The following is a 21233-nucleotide window of genomic DNA, read 5'->3' as shown; positions in this document are numbered from 1 at the left end:
ATGAATACTGAAATTTTAAGAGTTAATAACCTAAGCAAGTCTTTTTCTAATGGCGAACAAGTCAGTCAAATTTTAAAAGGGATTAGCTTTACCGTGTACGACGGCGAGTTTATTTCTATTTCTGGGCCTTCTGGTTGCGGCAAGTCAACACTCCTTAACATTATGGGGCTGCTCGACACCCCTCAAAGTGGTGAATATTACATTGACGGTTTACTCGTCTCTGATATGGACTCAAACCAACGTGCGAAAGTACGCGGTAATCGCATTGGCTTTGTGTTTCAATCGTTTAACTTAATTGACGAAATGACTGTACTTGAAAATGTAGCTTTACCATTAAAATATCGGGGAGACTCGCTATCTTCACGTCATGCAAGAGCGTTAGATTGCCTAGAAAAAGTAGGTTTGGCTGATAAAGCTGATTTACACCCAAATCAAATTTCTGGTGGTCAACAACAACGCGTATCGATTGCACGCGCACTAGCTGGCGATTCTGGCATCATGCTGGTCGATGAGCCCACAGGTAACTTAGACTCAAAAAACGGCGATGCAATCATGGCGTTAATAAAAGATCTTAATCAGCAAGGCACCACCATTGTATTGGTTACCCATGATCCCCGTTATGCCGATATGGCTACGCGCAATATCCAGTTAAGAGACGGTACTGTAGTTGCCCAAAACGATGAACTCGTGCCAAGCACACCTGCACATGTAGAACAGGTTGCTCAGTCATGTTAAAAACTGCCTACAATACTTTTAAACGTGCCAAACAATACTATTTCACCACCGTTTTTACACTGGCACTTACACTGTCGATGGTGCTTAGTTCATTTAGCTTGGTTGATCTAGTGTTTTTCGCCCCACTACCTTATCAGCAGAGCGATAACTTATATTTGCTTGAAGGCACAATTAATTCTAAAGGTTATTCAGGGCCCGCTAGTAACTCAAAAATAATGAGCTACATACAGAGTGAAAATACCGTTTTTACTGATGTTGCTGCTTACCATCGATGGACTGACTACAAGCTACTAGATAAACCAACAAGACCTGCTGTGGACGTAATACTTGCCACACATAATTTATTTGATCTACTCGGCGTACAACCCAAACTTGGTCGGTTATTTAACAAAACAGAAGCACTCGGTACTCAGCAAATGTCGGTCGTATTAGGCTACCGCGCTTGGCAAACCCACTATAGTGGTGACCCGAATATTGTTGGTAAAAAAATACAACTCAATCAACGTCGCTTTACCGTTGTTGGTGTCGCCCCCGATGATCTTATATTACCCACTTATAGCAATATAAATGATGCAATATGGCTTCCTATTGATGCAGACGAAGCTTTTAACCCTAAAACATCTAACGGTTTCATGGGCGCGTATAAGAGTGTTGTTAGATTTAAGCCCACAGCCTCAGAGCAAGAGATCACGGAACAATTAGCTGACTTATCACTTAAAGGTGCACAGTTACATGCCGCTGATATTTTAAAAGATTTTACTGTCAATGCGCGTGTTATTGCATTTAATGATGCACTTAGGGGTGACAGCGGTAAAATTGTACTCATGCTGCTCTTAGGTGTGTGTTTATTAATGCTCATTGCACTTATCAACCTTTCTAGTATGCAGCTCGCTAAAGCCATTACGCGCATCAAACCCCTTGCAATCAGCTTTGCATTTGGGGCAAGCAAAAAACAACTAATTATTGAAACGTTAAAACACAATATTTTACTTATTAGTATTGCAGTGTTACTTGCTTTAACACTTACTCAAATCGGCTTTATCGTTATTCAAAACCTAGCAGCTGACGCCATTCAACGTTTAGACACGCTTTCTCTTAGCTTTAATACTTTGTTATTTTCAGCTTTTCTAATTATTAGTATTGCCTCACTCTATTCATTTATAGAACTTAGCGTAGTGAAAGAGCAAAACTTAATGAGCAGCCTACAAAGCAGCGGTAAAGGCACGGGCAAGCAAATGAGTTCAGCCACCAGCCATTTACTTGTTGGTCTGCAAATTTTGTTTTCGTTTTTAGTATTAACCACTGCTAGCCACGTAGTTTTAGTAACACTTTCGGAAGCACTCAGAGATAACGGACTGGATACAGAAGGTAAATATTCATTAACAATAAACTATAGTAATGTCGATAAATCCGGCGAACGTATTAATTTACACAAAGCAATTAACCAAAGGTTGCTGGCGCTTAACAATGTGAGCAGCTTAGCTGTGTCATCCGAAATGAGGCTGCCAAAAACGGTTAATGTCAATCAAATATATAACGAAGCTGGACAGTATATTGCCCAAGCACGTAATAGCTTAGTAACTGCCAATTACTTTACTGAACTTAACTTAACGATAACGGGTAATGGCTTTGCCAAAGGGGATGAACAACTCGAAAACCCACCGATCATTATCAATCAACGCCTTGCAGATTTACTTAATAAAAACAGTAATGAAGTACTAAACAGTAAAGTGAGTTTTGATAATAAAAAATACTACTCAATCATAGGCATTGTCAGCAACACCTATGTACCGGGCAGCCCTGAAAGTGAAGACTTTGAAGTTTTTACACCTAAAGATTACCCTGGTTGGCAACAATTTACGTATTTGATTACTGTTGCAGATGAAAAGAATGTAATTGCCCATATTCAACAAGCAGTATTAGAAGTAGACCAACGATTAGACATTAATAACATAGCCTCTTTAACAAGTATGTTTGATGAAAAAAGGCAACGTCACTTAAATGCAGCATGGCTGGCTATTGTTTTGGCATCAACATCGCTGCTTATGGTGTGTATTGGCATAAACGGTATTGTTAGCTATTTAGTTAAAGTGCGCAGATATAGCTTAGGCGTAAAACTTTCTATGGGGGCTGACAATTATAGGTTACTAAAAGAAAGCTTATTAGAACTCATGCAACCCATAATAATGAGCTTAGTGTTAGCCTTTTCGTTGGCATTTTTAATTATAGGCTATTGTATGTCATTACCTGGGGTTGACCTGCCTATAGACTGGTGGTTAACAACGATCATTTGGCTGGGTTTATTAGCGATATCAGTACTTGCCAGCTTTTTTCCGATCAACCAAACGTTACGACAAGATCCAATAAAGGCATTACGAAATGAGTAAACTTTATCTTATTATAGCGTTATGCTTCATTGCCTCATCATCCGTTGAAGCTATTGAAATAGATAATAGTAAGTGGGCTAATCTCATAGAGTCTACAGGGCAAGAAACTATTTCATTATCACCAAATGGGGAGCTGGTTTTATTTTTACACCAAATTGAATACCCATCTATTGAATATTTATCTCAACAGCGCGTCGCATTAGCTGGTCTGGATTTTTATACTGATTTATCGAGCAGAGTTGATACTGAACAATATAGCCGCGCAACTTTATTTAATCTTGCAACAAACGCTAGAGAAGAAATTAAGATTCTAGAAGGAGTGATTGTCGATTTTAATTGGTCTCCTGATGCTAAAAAAGTCGCATTTTTAATTCAGCAGGGTGCCAATACAAACCTATGGTTGTACGATATAAATAACAATGTATCTAACAAACTAACAGATCTCAATTTATCCACAAGTCTTGGCGGAAGACATCTGCGATGGCTACCTGATGGCCAAAGTATTGTCGTCAAGCAGCGAAATTTGCCAATAAAGACATCTGAATATATACGTAAAAAACCCAATTTGTTGTCATCTGAGCTGCAAAAAGATCAAGGGCGGACCCATCAAAGCTTATTAATAAATGACGAGATGAAGAATCAGTTTACATCTATCAATCAAACCAAATTAGTGAAGATAGACCTCAATGGTAAAGTTTCTACATTAACTAAAAGTGGCTTATTTAATGATTTTTCCGTCTCTCCTGATGGTAAGTATTTACTGTATTCGATGCCACCGAGTGAGCTGTCATCTTATTTACCTTATAAAAAATGGGGGAGCGCTTATAATATCGTTAATATAGAAGAGCCAACTACCACATACAGCTTACCCAATTTAAACGATAAAATTAATCTACCTAAATCTAAAGATAGCGTACCTATTGGCGCTAGGTTAGTTAAATGGCTACCATCAGAAGACTCAACTGTGACTTGGGTCGAAGCGAGTGATAGAGGTGACATGTCTTTAGCTCAAACTTACCATGATCACATCTACAAACTGGTAAGTCCATTTGACGAGAATAAAAAACTGGTGCATCAAGTAAAATGGAGAATTCACGATGTATTATGGGGCGTTTCAGGAATAGGTGTACTTCAAGAATGGCGCTATGATAGCAAACAGGCAAGAACTACCTTAATCAACGCCGAAACTTCTGTGAATTATTTAATCCATGAAAGAGATTATCGTGATAAGTTCAACGACTTTGGTGACCCACAGACTCTCCGTACGCCTGAAGGATATGAAGTTTTAGTTGAACAAGATAATTATTTATTTTTCTTTTCCTCAGGACAAAGTAAAGAAGGTATAAAGCCAATAGCTCAATCCTTTAATACATCGAATCACGTTGTTGAAACTATATTTTTAAGCAATGCTGACAATATAGAAATGCCCCTAAGAATCGCTAATGACACCTTAATAATAGAAAAGCAAAATAATACAAGCGCACCTCAATACTACGCATTAACGAGTAAAGGTTTCAAAAAACAGATTTCACTTTTATCAAGCGAAAATAAAAATAGTTTTGTTAACCAGCCACTTACTATCAATTACAACAGAAGCGATGGATTAAATCTGGTTGGAACGCTGCATTTACCTAACAATTATAAAAGGAATAAATCAGATAAAATCCCTGCTATTTTATGGATTTACCCCGATGAATTTAAAAACAAAAAACTGAGCCAGCAAAATACAGTACGCACGAATTTATTTAGAGAGTTTGATCCGCTAAGTCCCTTGGTATTTCTTCATGACGGTTTTGCCGTTTTCGAATCTCCCTCAATGCCAATCACTTCATTTAATGGGGGAGAGCCTAACGATGACTTCATTAATCAGATTCGTTTAAATGCCGAAGCTGCAGTCAATGCTTTAGAAGATACTGGCTCTATTGATATTCAAAGATTAGTTGTTATGGGGCATTCTTATGGAGCCTTTACTGTGGCTAACTTACTCGCGCATACAGATCTATTCAAAGCTGGTATTGCTCGAAGTGGTGCTTACAACAGGACTCTTACCCCTTTTGGATTTCAGGGTGAAAAACGTAATCTATGGCAAGCAAAGGAAACATATATTAATATATCCCCTCTAATTTATGCGGACAAAATAAATGAGCCTTTATTGTTAGTTCATGGTGAAAGCGATCAAAACTCGGGCACTTACCCAATGCAATCAATGAGAATGTATCAGGCACTAATTGCTAATAAAAAGACGACTCAGCTAATTATGCTTCCGTATGAAGGACATACATATCAAGCTAAAGAAAACCTATCTTACTTGCTCGTTCACCAGTCTGAATGGGTAAAGAAATGGCTAAACACTTCTGAATAATATGCTAAAACTATTTAATCCACGCCAAAAAGAGTTGCTTGAGCAACGCAAAACCGCCCATGAGACTTGCCGCTTGTTTAACAAAAGCCCCAGCAAAGGTAATTTAAAACGCATTAAGAGTTTATTTACTCAATGTGGTGAAGGCGTGATTATTGAGGCTGGCTTCCACTGTGACTATGGCTCGCAAATGCAAATTGGTGATCGTACTTTTATAAACATTAATTGTACGGTGTTAGATGCCCCCATTAGTGAGGGGGCAATTACTATTGGTAGCGACTGCTTAATAGGCCCGAACGTACAATTATTAGCGGTCTCTCATGCGGTTAATCCAGCCGAGCGACTCAATAAAGAGAACTTTGCAGCACCGATTACTATTGGCAATAACGTTTGGATTGGCGCGGGGGTTATTATTTTAGCAGCTATTACCATTGGCGATAATGCTGTTATTGGCGCAGGGTCGATAGTAACAAAAAATGTGGCAGCGAATACAGTTGTTGCAGGAAACCCCGCTGTTAAGATTAAAGATATTTAAGAGGCCTAAACAAGAAAAAGGTCTATCGGTGTTCTGATAGACCTTAAGTAGGGTTCTTTACTCGTTATTACTCATATCTTAGTGTTAACGATGGCCGTGTGCTGGCGGCTTTAAAGGCGAGGCTTGCAACCGTGAGCCAAGTAATTGCAGCAACACTTAGAGCTGCAACCAGATAAACCCACAGCGCTTGATCAACACGCTCATTAAAGTTGGCTAACCAATCGCCCACCAGCCAATAAGTTAGAGGAAAAGCGATTGCGATACTTGCGGCAACTAAAATCAAAAACTCTTTTGCTATTAAGTTCATAATGCTGATGCGTGATGCGCCAAGGACTTTGCGTACCGCGACTTCTTTTTGGCGACGTAGTACCGAGAATGATGCTAAGCCAAAGGTGCCCACGCACGCTAAAAATACGGCTAAACCAGAAAATAAAGTGACAAACTCGGTCGCTCGTTCATCATTACGATAAAGCGCACGGTAGTTTTCGCTCAGCATATCTATTTGTGGGTCGTGAATTGCGAGGTTCTCTTCTAAAATACTTGCAAGCTGCGCTTTAATAGGCAGTATTTTAGCAGCGTCCATGTCTACGATAACGCGGCCGTCCCAACTATTTGTGTAGCCACAAATTAAGATGGTAGAGGGCTGCGCGTCTTTAACACTGCCTACTTTAATATTTTTAACCACACCGACAACTGTTAAGATTAAATCTTTGCCATTGCCCGGACTTGTGCGCCATGTACTGCCAATTGCATCACTTGGTGTTGCATAACCGGCTTGTTTTACTAGCGACTCAGTCAATATGGCTGAAGCCGTTGCTTTAGTATCACTGACTTCACTAAACCAATCAGCAGCCATTTTTTCACTGAAATCTCGCCCAGCGACCAATGTTAGGCCCAATGTTTGGGCTATGTCGTTACCTGCGCCAATAATGGGTAAACTTTGTTTGGTAAATTGACCATTATCGGCCGTAAATGTAAGAGACGATTTATATGAGCCTGTTACATCAACATCCATAACGCTGACTTTGTTTACGCCATCAATCCCGTTAATACGATTTAGTAATGCTGTATTATTGTTGTGTAATATATCTTCAGCTGATATATCACTGATAACCAATTTACTTTCTTTGGTATAGCCCACTGGTAGAGACTGTAAATAAGCAAGCTGTTGTTGCAGCAATAAAGCGCCAATAATTAAACCGACAGATAATGCCGATTGTACAACTAATAAACCTTTTCTAACCGCAATGGCTGTGCGACCACGTTGCATGTCACCACTGAGCACTCTTTTTGCACTAAATGCTGACATAAACATGGCAGGATAGATCCCCGCAAGCAAACCAACTGATATTACAACAACAGCAATAGCGACGCCCAATAAAGAGTTATAATTAAGCGATAACTGCCTATCGACTAATTGATTAAAAGCAGGTGTTAGCAATTCAACCAACATACAGGCAATTAATGCTGCAATAATGGTAATAAGTAATGACTCGGTTAAAAACTGGCTTATAATTTGTAATTTACTCGCGCCAAGTGCTTTACGTACACCCACTTCCTTGGCACGTTTTGCCGATTGAGCAATACTCATATTAATAAAATTAAACGCAGCTAAAAGTACCAATAAAATACTCAAACCAATACAAATCCGCAGCGTTGAAAGCGAGCCATTCTTTTTCATTTCATAGTTAGAGTTGGAAGTTAAATGAATAGACGTTAGCGGATGTAATGTCATTTTTGCTAAATTTGGGTTTTCGTAAGCAATTTTCATGTAGCGTTGCTCAATAGTCTCTGCCAACTTTTCAACATCAGTACCTGGTTTTACTCGAATATAAGAGGCACTATTCATGTTTTGATATTGAGTATTGGCTGGTAACTCTTTAATTAACCCTTGAAAAAAGAAGTGCGTATTTTCAGGTAAAACAGCAAATACCGCCCCAATCTGCCAACGTTTACTCCCTTGTATTAAGGTTTCACCAATAATGTCCGTGCGGCCAAAAATACGTATAGCGTACTGCTCACTCAATGCGAGCATATTTGGTGTAGTAAGCACTTTGGCTAAGTCGCCTGCAACTAAGTCAATATTCACAAAATCAGCTATATTGGTGCTTGCCGACGCAATACTTTCTAACTTATAACCCACATCATCACGCACAAATTCAGCACCAGGCGGACTAGGCTCTAGTGATAGTATGTCTTCTATTTCAGCCATGTCTTTAAAGGTATTCATAAGATCTTTGTTGGTCATCGGCCCGCCAACCCCTAAAGATGTAAAATACTGATTAACACGATAAACACGCTCCGCATTGGGTTGCTGCTTATCATAAGACGCTTCGTAAAAGGCAAACATAGCCACTAAAATAGCCGCCGCTAAACCAATACTTAAACCAAGTACATTGAGCAAAAAGTGTTGTTTTTGCTGCTTAAATGAGCGCATTGCGGTCATGATATAATTTTTAAACATTATCAAATTCCTTCTTACCCCAAGGGGTTAGAACAAAAACAGTTGGCAAGCCACAAAATCACTTACCATATCACTGAGGTACACATAAGACAGATCATGTTTGAGTGCAAAAGCACTTAATGTAATAAATAAGATTGCTGCACTAGATCTTATCAATTGCACAGCAACATGCTGCAATAAGTAACGATAGTAAACGAGCATTACGCAACAACAGCATCCGCAACACTTGATGATTGTTGCTGTAAATTCGCTTTATCAACCATCACTTGGCCATCAAGTAAGCGCACTAAGCGATCAGCGTAATTACCTTCTTTCTCTGAGTGGGTAACCATAATAACCGTGGTACCTTCTTTATTTAATTCACGCAACATCGCCATGACTTCATCACCATTTTTAGAGTCGAGGTTACCTGTTGGCTCATCGGCTAATATAAGCTTTGGATTGATGACTAATGCACGCGCAACGGCTACCCGCTGCTGCTGACCACCTGACAGTTGCTGTGGTAAATGCTCGCCTCGGTGATCAATACCTACGCGTTTTAAAATGGCTTCTACGCGTTGTTTACGCTCATTTTTTGATATTTTTTGATACTGTAACGGCAACTCTACGTTTTCATATACAGTTAGCTCATCAATCAAGTTAAAGCTTTGAAAGACAAACCCGATCGATGCTTTACGTAGCTCTGCTAGTTGCTTTTCGCTATAGCCTGCAATGTCAGTTCCAGCAAATTCAAAGCTGCCTGAAGTAGGTGAATCGAGCATACCCAAAATAGACAGTAAAGTTGACTTACCACAGCCAGAAGGCCCCATAATCGCTAAAAAGTCACCTTCGTTTACGGTTAAGTTAATGCTACTTAGCGCTGTTGTTTCAACATCTTGAGTACGAAATACGCGGCTTAAATTAGTTAGTTTGATCATTGTTATTTTCCTTAAAATTGTAGTTGCTGTGCTTTATCAAAGTTACTGTAGCTAGAGGTAATCACTTGCTCCCCAGCATTGAGCCCTTCAAGCACTTCAAAATAGTTTTGATTCTTTTTGCCTAAGCGAATATCACGACGCACTGCTTTATCGCCACCTTGCTCAATAACATAAACCCAGTTACCGCCCGAGTTGGTAAAAAAGGCGCCACGTTTAAGCAGTAGAGCATTGTTTTTGTCACCCCCCAGCATTAACTCAATATCAATGCTTTGCCCGCGCTTAATGCTTTTGGTATTACTTGGTAAATCCACTTCAATTTGAAATTGCGACTGCTGTACGCGGCTATCAATTTTGCTCACCTTGGCGTTCACTGTGCCGCTTTCAAGTTCAATCATCACGGTCATATCACGCTGTACTTGGTTTAAATAAAACTCATCAAGGCGTATCACTAATTTATATTCATTTGGAATATCAATTTGGCCTAATCGCGCGCCACTGTTTTTAGATTCACCAATTTCCACATCAAGCTCGCTTAGGTAGCCTGAAACAGGTGCTTTGATTAATAAATTGTCGAGATTTCGACGCGCAAACTGCAGGTTTTTTTCAAGCATTTTAGCGCTGTCTGATAACTGTGCGACTTGCACCTCACGGATTGAGTTTTCTTGCTTTTGGCGCTCAATAGAGAGCTCTTTACGAGCTCGGTAATAATCTAAATCTTCTTCTAGCTCTGCAAGTTGATCCTGCGCTAATACGCCACTTTTAACTAAAGGTTTAGTTTGCTTTAAACGACGGGTAAGGTTTGTGATCTTTAGTTCGACTTCCAATAAGTCACGGCGTAGGTTTAACCGGCTGGTTTCCATGGTCATTTGCGTATTACGTAAAAAATTAAGCTGTTCAGTTACTTGTGCTTCGCGGCTCATTACATCAAGTTGCAAGTTAGTATTGCTTAAGCGCACCAAGGGTTGGCCTTTCTCAACATATTCGCCTTGCTCAACTAAACGCTCCTCAACTTGCCCACCGGCGATGGTATCAAGGTAAATACTGGTTTTTGGTACCACTTGACCGCGTAAGCTTAAGGCATCTTTAAATGCACCTTGTTTCACCGTGCTAACGGTTAAGCTACTGCGCTCAATATTCTGGCTACGACCTGTATTACCTGTTTGTGTAAACCCATACGCAGCGGCAGCAACACCCAATGCCAATGCTGCAAAGGTGAATTTCTTTAAATACTTTTGAGTAAATGAGCGTTCTATTTTCTTATCCATGTTGGCCACCTTGATACAGGTTTAATAAACTAATTACCGATAGTTATTACAAACGCTGTGCCAACTTTATTTAATATTAAAATTCAATACCTTATAATTAAATGAAATTATTATTATGTTTGTAGTGTCCGTTAATAGAACACTTTTTTATTTTATAAACGTCCATTTATGGACACTGTTCCTTTTTTGTTTTAGGCTAAATAAAACTCTATAAAAATAAAAATCATGAAACACACAGGCTCAATTTTAATTGTTGATGACAACCCCGATATTCTCATCGCCGCACGGCTCTTGCTAAAACAGCATTACCAAAGCGTTAAAACCACTGACAACCCATTTGATATTGCAGACATCATTAACGAGCAACGCAAAGTTGATCAGCCAATCGATGTGATCTTACTCGATATGAACTTTACCCAAGACTCCATCAGCGGCAAAGAAGGCTTTTATTGGCTGAAAAAAATCATCGAGCAAGATGCAAATATTGTTGTATTACTAATGACTGCCTACGGCGATATTCAACTTGCAGTAGATGCAATTAAAGCGGGGGCCTCTGATTTTATTGCCAAGCCTTGGCAAAACGAGCAATTACTTGGCGCTGTGGCGGCGGCTTTTTCACATGCCAAAGACAAACAGCAAGTAGGTCAACTAACTCTTCAGAAGGACGGCCTTAATCAAGTACTCAATAATCAGCCATTTGAGTTTTTAGGTCAAAGCGCCGCTATGCAGCAGGTATTCACCACCATTGAAAAAGCCGCACAAACTGATGCCAATATACTGATCACCGGCGAAAGCGGCACAGGTAAAGAACTCACCGCGCATGCCATTCATCAAGCAAGTATGCGCCATAATCAAACCTTTATGAGTTTAGACATGGGTGCTGTGGCACAAAACCTATTTGAAAGTGAGCTATTCGGCCATAAAAAAGGCGCATTTACCGATGCCAAAAGCGATCGAATTGGTAAATTTGAACTTGCCCAAGACGGTAGCTTATTTTTAGATGAGCTGGGTAATTTACCACTTGAACACCAAGCTAAATTACTGGCTGCACTACAAAATAGGCAAATAACACCAGTTGGCGGCAGTAAAGCGATTGATATTGATATTCGCCTTATTTGTGCCACTAACGATAACCTTGAGCAAGCAGTTATTGACGGGCGCTTTCGCCAAGATTTGCTATACCGGATAAACACCGTTGAAATTCGGCTACCGGCACTGAGAGAGCGCAGTGATGACATTCCATTATTAGCTAATTACTATCTAAAACACTTTGCGCAAAAATATAAACGCGACTTAACCATTAGCGATGATGATATGAATGCACTTTGCCAATACGCGTGGCCAGGTAATGTACGTGAATTGGCTCATGCTATAGAACGTGCTGTTATTTTAACTGAAGGAGATACACTAGATATAAGCTCAGTGGTTGGTAATACAACCGCACTTAGCACTGGCAATAGTGGTCAGGCGCTAAAAAGTGAGACTGAATACGATACCTTTGATTTAGATATTCTCGAGCAACGCACAGTTCGCGCAGCACTGAAGCACCATCAAGGTAATGTTAGTCATGCAGCCAAAGCGCTTGGTTTAACTCGCGGCGCGATGTATCGTCGCCTTGAAAAGTATAGGCTATAATCATGCGTGCTAATTTATTGCTTTCGTTTAATATTATCGCACTTATAAGTGCAAGTGCATTGCTTAGTTATGCATTACAAAAGCATGGTTTTTCAGCGACGACATTATTAATAATTTTAGTCGCCGTGGCGTTAATAGCGCATATTTTTACGCTATTTAAGCGCCAACAAAAACAAGCTGAAATGGTGATCCGCGCTTTAGCCAATGGCGACAGCACCTTAGGTCTTGGCCAACAACATCCAATGCTTAAGCAATTTGAGCAAGTAAAAACGCAAATGCAAACAGCACGCTTTAATGCCGAACAACAAGCGCAGTTTTTGCAAGCACTGCTTATTCATGTTGATTTAGCGGTTATGGTATGTGACGACAACGGCAAAGTGATTGAATCAAACCCAGCAGTCAGCAAACTACTGGGTAAAAGCTTCCAGCATCTACGAGAATTAGGCGCTGTTGGTGAACTAATTTTGAACGCCAAGAACAATATGCGCAGCACCACCTATTGGCAAAATGGCGAGCAGCACGACACGCTTTCTATCCAACTCAGTATCGCCGAAATACAAGGCAAAGTGCGTCGCGTAGTAAGCCTACAATCAATTCATGACCAACTACAACTCAAAGAACAACAAGCGTATAAACGCCTAACTAAAGTACTTACGCACGAAATTGCCAACTCTATTACCCCGCTTTCATCGTTAGCTGATACGTGCAGCAATTTACTGCCACAAGAACTGTGTTTTATTGATATTGAAGATAAACAAGACTTACAGCTTGCACTAAGCACCTTAGCATCAAGAACGGCACATTTAGGCGACTTTATTGCTCGTTTTCGCCAAGTTAGCAGCTTACCTAAACCTAATTTAGCGCCTGAAAATTTAGCCGATATGCTAGCGCGTATTGTCACCTTGCATCAACAACAGTCGCGTGAGCTGCAAATCAATATAGAACTTACAATTAAAAGCCAGCAATTAGTGATGCTAGACAGTAGTCAAATAGAGCAAGTATTAGTAAATCTTATAAAGAACGCATTTGAAGTGCTAAGCAGCAACAAAAAATATAACGCGCAAAGCCCCGCTCAGCCAAACATCAAGCTCAGCTTGGCACAAAACGCCAGCCAACAACTCTATGTTGAAGTGAGCGATAATGGCCCAGGCATCAGCGAACATGTGGTGGATATGATCTTCGTACCATTTTTTACCACTAAACAACAAGGATCAGGTATTGGCTTGAGCCTATCAAGGCAAATTATGCTCAACCACGGCGGTGATTTAATTTATGTACCAAAACCACAAGGCGCATGCTTTAGATGTGTGTTTGGTTAAATTAACTTAAAGATCAGTGGGCTTACCAATATAAGCCCGTAGCAAAAGCCCGCTTTAACTTGCCATGCTTTATATTTACCTGTGACTTTAATCCCTATAAATGGGCTTAATAGATCGATACGACGCGCACCAATAAACACCAACCAACAAATAATGAAAGTGAGGCTGAGTATAAATAATGGCTCCACCAAACCACCTAATTGCAGTTCAGACAAATAAAAGGCTAAGCCAATAATCACACTTTGATGTAATAAATAAAAAGGGAATACTGCACAGTTTAGTAAAGCCAGTTTAGGGTGATCGTGATTCAAAAAACGTTGTGCAAGTGCCAACATAAATAATACACCGACTAATCGTTGCGCGGTATACAGCATATCCATGCTGGTAATTTGCCATTGGCTGGCGGCAGGATTTTGCCAAATCATGTGATAACCCAGCACGACAACTAAATAACCTAAAATGAATACCACTAATAACGCCTGCCAGTGACGTAGCAGTTGGCTGTAAAATGCAGGCTGCCAAGCAAGCAAGTAACCGTAAAGTAAAAACAACGCGCCCATGGGGTATCGGAATGTATCACTCGGCCAGCTTAGCTTTAAAATACACAGCGGCAATAGCAATACAATAAAAATAGTAAATAACGAGCGCCCACATAAACGCGTGATTATTGTATGCACAGTAGCGTGATGAAGCAGCGGCATCGCTAGCACTAGCAATAAAGTAAATTGCCATAACGAACGCAAGTACCAAAGATGGTTTACATCGACATGAGGCCAAATCCCTGCTTGATAGTGATTAAATAAAGGGTTAGTTAAATTAAAGAACTGCTGGTAGAACTGCCAAAAGCTCATAGCTAAACCAACCTCTTGGCTCATTTGCGCATAAAGCTGAATAGGCACTATAAACCAAATGCCAAACAATAAAGGCAGTAATATTTTTACACTGCGCGTAGTTAAAAACATGCCTAAACTAAAGCGCGCAATAATAAAGCGCAGCGCTACTCCTGAAATAAACCAGATTAGTCCCATGCGCCACGGTGACAGTAACAACATGACATTTTCAACACTGCTAGACAAATACTGGCTTTTAAAATGAAATCCCCAGTTTTGGCTGTATAACATGCCGGTGTGATAAAAAATTAATAAACCAAACGCAATCACCCGTAGCCAATCTAAATCATAGCGGCGCGGTGGTAATTCAACGGCTTGATTAAACACATTTAGCCATGGCTGTAATAGCGTACGTGTTGTGTTTTTAATTACTATTTTAAGTTTCATGGTAGATTTAGCTTACGACTAATTAATAACAAATATGAACAACTATCTGCGTTAAGCAATCAGAAAAGGCTGATAAAACAGTCAGTAGGGATAAACGGTGGATATCAGGGATGATAAGTTTGGTGATCTATCACTATCTTGCTAGTCTAATGATGGTCTTTTAAAGAGTAACAATAATAATGATCTCCTTAACGCATTTTCAGCGCTACCAGAGATGGTATGCGGCATTATTTTTATCTAGTTATATTTTTATAAACAACACCATTAATGCCAGCTCAAACATTATGGAAGCCCAGCGCGATGGCGTACTCCCATTTATGATCTGGGAGCCGTTTGTATGGGAATATTCCAGCGCTATTGGCACCTTGTTGTTGTTTCCCGCTTTAGTTTGGCTATTAAAAACCCAGCCTTTTAATTGGCAAAAAATCCCCCGCTCATTACTGCTATATCTGCTGGCAAGCATTGCTTTTTCGTTATTGCATATTGGCATTATGGTCACCATTCGCAAGCTCATTTACACCGTACAAGGCATGTATTATGACTTTGGTTTGGTCTGGTTTGAATTACTTTATGAATACCGCAAAGACTTGTGGGGGTTCTTATTTTTAATTGCTGTTATTAAAACCTATCAATATGTAGTGAGCCAATTAAGTGGTGAAGCAGCACCGATCAGACAAGGCGAAGATACGCCTGAAAATTTAAATTTCGATAGACTACTGGTAAAAAAACTGGGAAAAGAATTTATTGTCCGCGTAGCACAAATAGACTGGCTTGAATCTAGCGGTAATTATGTAAATCTACATATTGATGCAAGAATTTACCCGTTACGTGCAACTATGAGCCAACTTATAACTCAGTTAGAACCGCAAGGGTTTTGCCGTATTCATCGCTCCCATGGCGTTCGGTTAGATGCGATTGAATCAATCACGCCACTACCGAGCGGAGACAGTGAAGTAAAACTTACAACCGGCAAAGTACTTAACTTATCGCGTCGCTATAAAGAGCAATTTAAGGGACAGTTAAATTCAACTACAAGTCATTCTTAACTCACGCTATGTTAAGCTAGCCTGATTTAGGTTAACCGCATTTATATTTTCGGAGTAGTTTAGTACGTGTCTTTAAATCGATTTATCCGCATTCTGCCATTGGTTGTTATTTTATCCGGTTGTGAAACCACACCCGAACAACCATCTTCACAACCTGATATTAAGGCTAACCCAAATATTGTTGTTAAAGAACAAAACGAAAATATTGAGCAAATAGCTCCCTTAAGTCCTCAGGAACTCGATGATGTGTGGCAACGCATCCGAGCGCAGCTTACATTTGCCAATTCTAGCCACCCAGATGTGCAACAACGCATTGCATGGTATTTATCTCACCCAAACTATATGGATGAAATTAGTCGCCGTGCTGAGCCTTACCTTTATTATATAGTCACAGAGGTTGAAAAGCGGAACTTACCCATAGAATTAGCGTTAATGCCGCTAATTGAAAGTGACTTTGATGCCAGTGCCTATTCGCACAAGCATGCATCTGGGCTTTGGCAATTAACGCCTGCCATTGCTAAGTACTTTAAGGTAAAAATTAGCCCTTGGTACGATGGCCGCCAAGATGTGATCGACAGTACCCGCGCTGCTCTGGATTTTATGGAGTACTTATACAAACGCTTTGATGGTGATTGGTATCACGCTATAGCAGCCTATAACTTAGGTGAAGGCCGTGTACTTAGAGCGATCAGCAACAATAAAAAGCAAGGTAAACCAACTGACTTTTTCAGTTTAAAACTCCCTCAGCAAACCAGTCAGTATGTACCTAAACTACTTGCTGCGGCACAATTATTAAAAAGCCAAAAAATGGCGTTCCCTGCAATAGCAAATAAAGATGCAATTGCCAAAATAGCCATTTCTGGCTCAGTTATTTTAGATAATAAAGCCCAATGGCAACAGTTAGAGCCCTTAAACTACGGGGTCATTCGCTTTCCGGCGATTATTGATGCACCGCATCTCGTCGTTCCTGCTAGTGAGCAAAAGCAATTTGAGACTATGATTGCTGATCAAGATTCTAACGACTACAGCCAATGGCAACATTATACAGTTAAGCGTGGCGATAGTTTGAGCGTGATCGCTAAGCGCTACAAAGTAACTTTAAGCCAACTAAAAGCATTTAATAATTTGAAAAATAGTACCATACGTATTGGTCAAAAATTAGTGCTACCGCAGTTAGCCGATACGCAAATAGAGCATAAGGTTAAATCTGGCGAAAGCTTGTGGAAAATAGCCAACCATTACAAAGTCAGCATCACTAAGCTAAAACAATGGAACAGCCTTTCAAGCGATCGCTTAAAAGTAGGCGATAAGCTAACCGTATTTTTATCAGCAAGTTAATAACATGAACGCTGTATAATAAGCCTATCTTCAGCGGCTATATGCAATGCTAACTGTGTTAGGCCTGAATAATTAAAGGGCTGCAATCATGCAGCCCTTTGCAAACAGAGATTAATCATCAACTTGTGATTTAGTGTGGTACCAATTTACTGTGCGGGTCAGCATCATAATCAAACTCAGTACTGCAAACACCAGTAAACTGCCCATCAACAATGCGTAATCTTCTGCGCTTAATAGTCCGTAAAGTAAGCTGTATAAAAACAGAATAGCAATCAGAAACAACCCACCATGCTTAGTATTTTTCAACATTCCGGCCACATAAATACTCAGTAATAATGAAGAAGCTAATGCTGATAGTAAGTAAGCAAGGTTAAATCCTAGGTGCTCACCAAGTGATATCAACAATAAATAAAAAACGGCCAATGCTAAACCGACAAAGCCATATTGCACCGGATGAACAGGTTCGCTGCGAAGCACTTCGAGTAAAAAGAAGCTGGCAAATACCAATATCAGCACTAAAATTGCGTAGTTACTGGCACGATAGCTTTTTAAATAATGATCAACACCATCAACAAGATTAACTCCCATGCTACGTTGCTTAAATTGCTCGCACTGATTTTGAAAAACACAATGTTGAAACAGCTCTTTTAAGTTGGTAGCAAAGTAATTTGTTTGCCAGTTGGCAGTAAAGCCTTGCTCTGAAATACTTGAGTCGATAGGTAAGTAATCGCCAACGAAACTTGGATGTGGCCAATCGGCTTGCATGCTAAGACTGGTTTCTTTGCCGATAGGAGCAATAGCTAGTTTACGCATTCCTTGTAGATTTAAATCAATTTGATAATCCAACATCTGTTGCTCTAGTAAAGCACTAAAATCGAGCTCAATATTAACGCCTTCGGGTAATTGCGCCAGCTTAGTGCCAGGCTGCAACGCATATTCTTGGTTATTTATGCGCATTGTACTGCCCTGACCAATACCGCGAATATCTTTAATCGCCATCACCATATGCACCTGTTTTATCTTTTTACCGGCTAATTCATTTAAAGCCTCGGTATTAAATTGGCCTGCAAAGTGATTCGCGGAGCGATATAGTAACGCCTTATAAATACCTCGGTATTTTTCAAAAGAAGATAATTCACTGTTTATAGTTAAGGTTTCAGGTAGCAACAACAGCGTTTTTAACTGTTCAGTGGTGTTGCCTTCCACGGTGTGAGTTTCTATAAATTGCACTTGAATAAACGGCCCAATGACTTGTTGCTCGCCGCTGCTGCTTTTAGCAATATCAGCTTGCACTTGTTGCTGATGTTCTGCACGTTCATCAATTAGGTTTTGGATCATAAAGATAGGCACTAATAACAGTACAATTAGGCCTATGATGATCACCAACTTCGTTTCAATTTTTTGTTTCATTATTATCTTTACTCCCTATTTAATATAGGAACTAGAGTAATCGACAAAAGTGGATTTTAAATGGTGCTTATATGGAGTCTTTATGGAGTTGGTAAAAACAGCTTAACGGATACGCCCTGCGGGGTATTATGGATGTCTAATTTTCCTTTATGCAACTTAACCACTTGTTCTACAAAGTTAAGCCCAAGGCCGGTACTTTTTTGTCCATTACTTCTGGCAAGCGAATAAAAACGTTCGGTTACTCTCTTTAACGCATAATCAGGTATCTTCGGGCCAGTATTTTCGACGTTAATACAAAGCTCTCCTGCGGTTTGCGTGACCGTAATATTGATTTTCCCCTGTTCACATACAAAATCCAACGCGTTTTCAAACAAATTATACAAGGCTTGCTGTATTAAAAATTGATCCCCCACAAAAGCAACTTTGTTATCGCATACAACACTTAACTCTACTTGTTTGGTCATTAGCCTGCTGATACAAGAGGCTTTTATCTGCGCTAATAAAGCAGGTAAATCAATTAATTGCCGCTGTTCAAGTTCTGGGAGTTGCTCAAGCTTTGTTAGAGCTAACAACTTATCAATCAATTGCTGCATGCGCGTAGCTTCGGTTTCAATATTCTGAGCAAACAACTGTTGTTTATCTACCGTGGTAGGGGTTTGTAATATTTCACTGGCTCCTTTGATTGCTGACAATGGACTTTTTAACTCATGCGTTAGAGTTTGCACATAATTTTCTACGTAACGCTTACCATCAAGCTGACGACGCATATTTTCAAGGGCATCACTGAGTAAGCTATATTCATAAAAAACTCTAAAGGTGGGTTTACTGGTTTTTTCACCGCGCCCCATTTTATCAGCATAGTCTGCAAGCTTATATAACGCAGTATTTATACGCCACGCGATTAACGCACCAATGATAAGTGCGAGTACACTCATTAACGCTAACCAAGTTAATACCCGATACCTAGAAATATCAATAAATGGCTGTACAGAACGGTTCGCTTTAGCAACTGTGACACTGCCAATTATCTCATCGTTATACATGATTGGTGCAGCAACATGCATTACTGTTGATAGCGGATCATTAGGGTCTAATGCAGTTGAACGTGCCCCGTACTCACCACGTAAGGTGAGGTAAACGTCATTCCATTTAGAGAAATCATTACCAACATCCTGCTGCCATGAATCCAGCACTACAATCCCTTGTTGATCGGTTATATAAACTCGATGATTAACTGATTTTTTTTCAACACCCCAAATAGCAGCATCGGGATCACGCAAACCATAAAAGTTGATTTGCTTAGCAAAAGCGCTCTGTGCAATATCGCCGTTCGCCATTGGGTTGCTTGCTATTACAGCCAGCATGTTTGCCATATCGACCAGTGTTTCTTCACTCGCTTGGCGTACCGTTGGCTTGATCTCTCTCATAACTGTTGAGCTAACCAAGTAAGCGGTTAAAATCACTAATACAAAGTAGAGTAAAAACAGCCTCAGTCCAAGCGGGATCTTAGGCCATCTTTTAAGACGAGCAAATACCGTATTTGTTGGCTTAGGTAGATTCATAGTAATAACCAAAACCACGTTTAGTATGAATACATTCCGGAGCCGATACTGCGCGTAATTTATTGCGAATAGCCTTGATGTGACTATCTACATTACGAGCATAGATAGCATCTTGGTGATTTTGCGCCGACAACAATAATTGCTCACGGGAGAATACTTGGCGAGGATGGCTAATTAACTTATCCAGCAATTTAAATTCCAATGCTGTGAGAGCCAATGCTTGGTTTTGGAAATGATAATCAAAATTTTCGGCATAAAGGCCTGAGGCTTGTTCTGAAGAGATGGATACTTTACTCGCAGCTTCGCTATGTCTAATTCTAAGTTTAACCCTTGCAAGCACTTCTCGCGGGCTAAATGGCTTAGTAACATAATCATCGGCGCCTATTTCTAATCCCACAACACGATCAATTTCATCATTTCGGGCGGTAAGAAAAATAATTGGAACCGCTGAGAACTCTCTTATCTGTTTGCACAACTCAAAACCATTGACATCAGGCAAACCAACATCCAAAATCACCAAGGCAGGCATATTGTTTTTAATATATTCAAGCCCCTCACCCGCTGTAGCAAACCACTGCACAGCAAAGCCATCTATTTCTAGAGTATGGATCAGTGTATCAGCGATCGCTTTCTCATCTTCAATGATCACAACCTGCGCAGTTGTCATGCAATTAATTCCTTTACTACAGCAAATTAGCAATGTTTATAGTTACAGTAACTATAAAGGCAGTCAATAGTTAGGTTTACGAGTTTATATTTTCTTATGGGGAGCGCGAGTTTTTTAAGATTAAAAAGTGGCAGTACACGCATGTCAAAGGTTAACACTGACGGCTCGAAGCCATTAGCTTTCCTACAGACATAAAAAAGCCCGACTATTGCTAGTCGGGCTTTCTCAATTTGGAGCCTGGCAATGTCCTACTTTCACATAGCAAATGCTACACTATCATCGGCGCTGTTTCGTTTCACTACTGAGTTCGGCATGGG

At 40.0% G+C, this 21233-nt stretch carries 15 protein-coding genes; 8 read left to right on the top strand and 7 right to left on the bottom strand.

The genetic code is table 11. The features are described from left to right. The 4 genes from H5201_RS13970 to H5201_RS13955 are packed head-to-tail and all read left to right on the top strand — an operon-like array spanning position 1 to position 6016. Positions 1 to 735 carry an ABC transporter ATP-binding protein gene (locus H5201_RS13970; protein ID WP_182784904.1) on the top strand — a complete coding sequence of 245 codons (735 nt, stop codon included), beginning with the start codon at positions 1 to 3 and terminating at the stop codon, positions 733 to 735. Continuing rightward, positions 729 to 3122 (top strand): ABC transporter permease, encoded by a 2394-nt coding sequence (locus H5201_RS13965; protein ID WP_182784902.1) that lies wholly within the window; start codon positions 729 to 731, stop codon positions 3120 to 3122. The genes H5201_RS13970 and H5201_RS13965 overlap by 7 nt, the downstream gene beginning before the upstream one ends. Further along, the gene (locus tag H5201_RS13960) at positions 3115 to 5484 is read left to right on the top strand and encodes a prolyl oligopeptidase family serine peptidase (protein ID WP_182718810.1); all 2370 of its coding nucleotides are present in this window, start codon (positions 3115 to 3117) and stop codon (positions 5482 to 5484) included. The genes H5201_RS13965 and H5201_RS13960 overlap by 8 nt, the downstream gene beginning before the upstream one ends. A gap of 1 nt (position 5485) precedes the next feature. Continuing rightward, positions 5486 to 6016, top strand: a complete 531-nt coding sequence (locus H5201_RS13955) for a sugar O-acetyltransferase (protein ID WP_182784900.1) — start codon at positions 5486 to 5488, stop codon at positions 6014 to 6016. A gap of 67 nt (positions 6017 to 6083) precedes the next feature. Here the strand turns inward: H5201_RS13955 and H5201_RS13950 are convergent, their stop codons facing one another. The 3 genes from H5201_RS13950 to H5201_RS13940 all read right to left on the bottom strand — a co-directional run bounded on the left by H5201_RS13950 (position 6084) and on the right by H5201_RS13940 (position 10662). Further along, positions 6084 to 8480, bottom strand: coding sequence for an ABC transporter permease (locus H5201_RS13950; protein ID WP_182784897.1), 2397 nt, complete (start codon positions 8478 to 8480; stop codon positions 6084 to 6086). 200 nt (positions 8481 to 8680) lie between these two features. Next, positions 8681 to 9397 carry an ABC transporter ATP-binding protein gene (locus H5201_RS13945; RefSeq protein ID WP_182784895.1) on the bottom strand — a complete coding sequence of 239 codons (717 nt, stop codon included), beginning with the start codon at positions 9395 to 9397 and terminating at the stop codon, positions 8681 to 8683. Between the two features lie 11 nt (positions 9398 to 9408). Beyond that, positions 9409 to 10662, bottom strand: coding sequence for an efflux RND transporter periplasmic adaptor subunit (locus H5201_RS13940; protein ID WP_182784893.1), 1254 nt, complete (start codon positions 10660 to 10662; stop codon positions 9409 to 9411). Between the two features lie 225 nt (positions 10663 to 10887). Between H5201_RS13940 and H5201_RS13935 the strand changes: the two genes are divergently transcribed. Further along, a complete protein-coding gene (locus tag H5201_RS13935; RefSeq protein ID WP_182740169.1) occupies positions 10888 to 12297 on the top strand; it encodes a sigma-54 dependent transcriptional regulator in 1410 nt (469 codons plus the stop codon). 2 nt (positions 12298 to 12299) lie between these two features. Further along, positions 12300 to 13616, top strand: a complete 1317-nt coding sequence (locus tag H5201_RS13930) for a PAS domain-containing sensor histidine kinase (protein WP_182784891.1) — start codon at positions 12300 to 12302, stop codon at positions 13614 to 13616. Here H5201_RS13930 and H5201_RS13925 read toward each other — a convergent pair. Beyond that, positions 13613 to 14893, bottom strand: a complete 1281-nt coding sequence (locus tag H5201_RS13925) for an acyltransferase (protein ID WP_182784890.1) — start codon at positions 14891 to 14893, stop codon at positions 13613 to 13615. The genes H5201_RS13930 and H5201_RS13925 overlap by 4 nt on opposite strands. Positions 14894 to 15075: 182 nt before the next feature. Here H5201_RS13925 and H5201_RS13920 point away from each other — a divergent pair, with 182 nt between their 5' ends. Next, positions 15076 to 15939, top strand: a complete 864-nt coding sequence (locus tag H5201_RS13920; protein WP_182784926.1) for a LytTR family DNA-binding domain-containing protein — start codon at positions 15076 to 15078, stop codon at positions 15937 to 15939. Between the two features lie 66 nt (positions 15940 to 16005). Next, positions 16006 to 17277, top strand: a complete 1272-nt coding sequence (locus H5201_RS13915) for a LysM peptidoglycan-binding domain-containing protein (protein ID WP_182784887.1) — start codon at positions 16006 to 16008, stop codon at positions 17275 to 17277. Positions 17278 to 17388: 111 nt separating this feature from the next. Here the strand turns inward: H5201_RS13915 and creD are convergent, their stop codons facing one another. The 3 genes from creD to creB form a co-directional block, all read right to left on the bottom strand. Then, entirely contained in the window at positions 17389 to 18687 is a 1299-nt protein-coding gene (gene creD / locus H5201_RS13910) for a cell envelope integrity protein CreD (protein WP_182784885.1), read from the bottom strand. 80 nt (positions 18688 to 18767) lie between these two features. Further along, positions 18768 to 20249 carry a two-component system sensor histidine kinase CreC gene (creC, locus tag H5201_RS13905; RefSeq protein WP_145240120.1) on the bottom strand — a complete coding sequence of 494 codons (1482 nt, stop codon included), beginning with the start codon at positions 20247 to 20249 and terminating at the stop codon, positions 18768 to 18770. Further along, complete coding sequence (creB, locus tag H5201_RS13900; protein ID WP_145240118.1) at positions 20236 to 20916, bottom strand: two-component system response regulator CreB; 681 nt, start codon at positions 20914 to 20916, stop codon at positions 20236 to 20238. Before creB ends, creC begins: the two co-directional genes overlap by 14 nt. Positions 20917 to 21233: the final 317 nt, after the last annotated feature.

The sequence above is a fragment of the Pseudoalteromonas sp. SG43-6 genome (assembly GCF_014164365.1).
Lineage (GTDB): Bacteria > Pseudomonadota > Gammaproteobacteria > Enterobacterales > Alteromonadaceae > Pseudoalteromonas > Pseudoalteromonas rhizosphaerae.
Note: the sequence above shows the minus strand (reverse complement) of the source record. Positions and strands in the feature narration are given on the sequence as shown.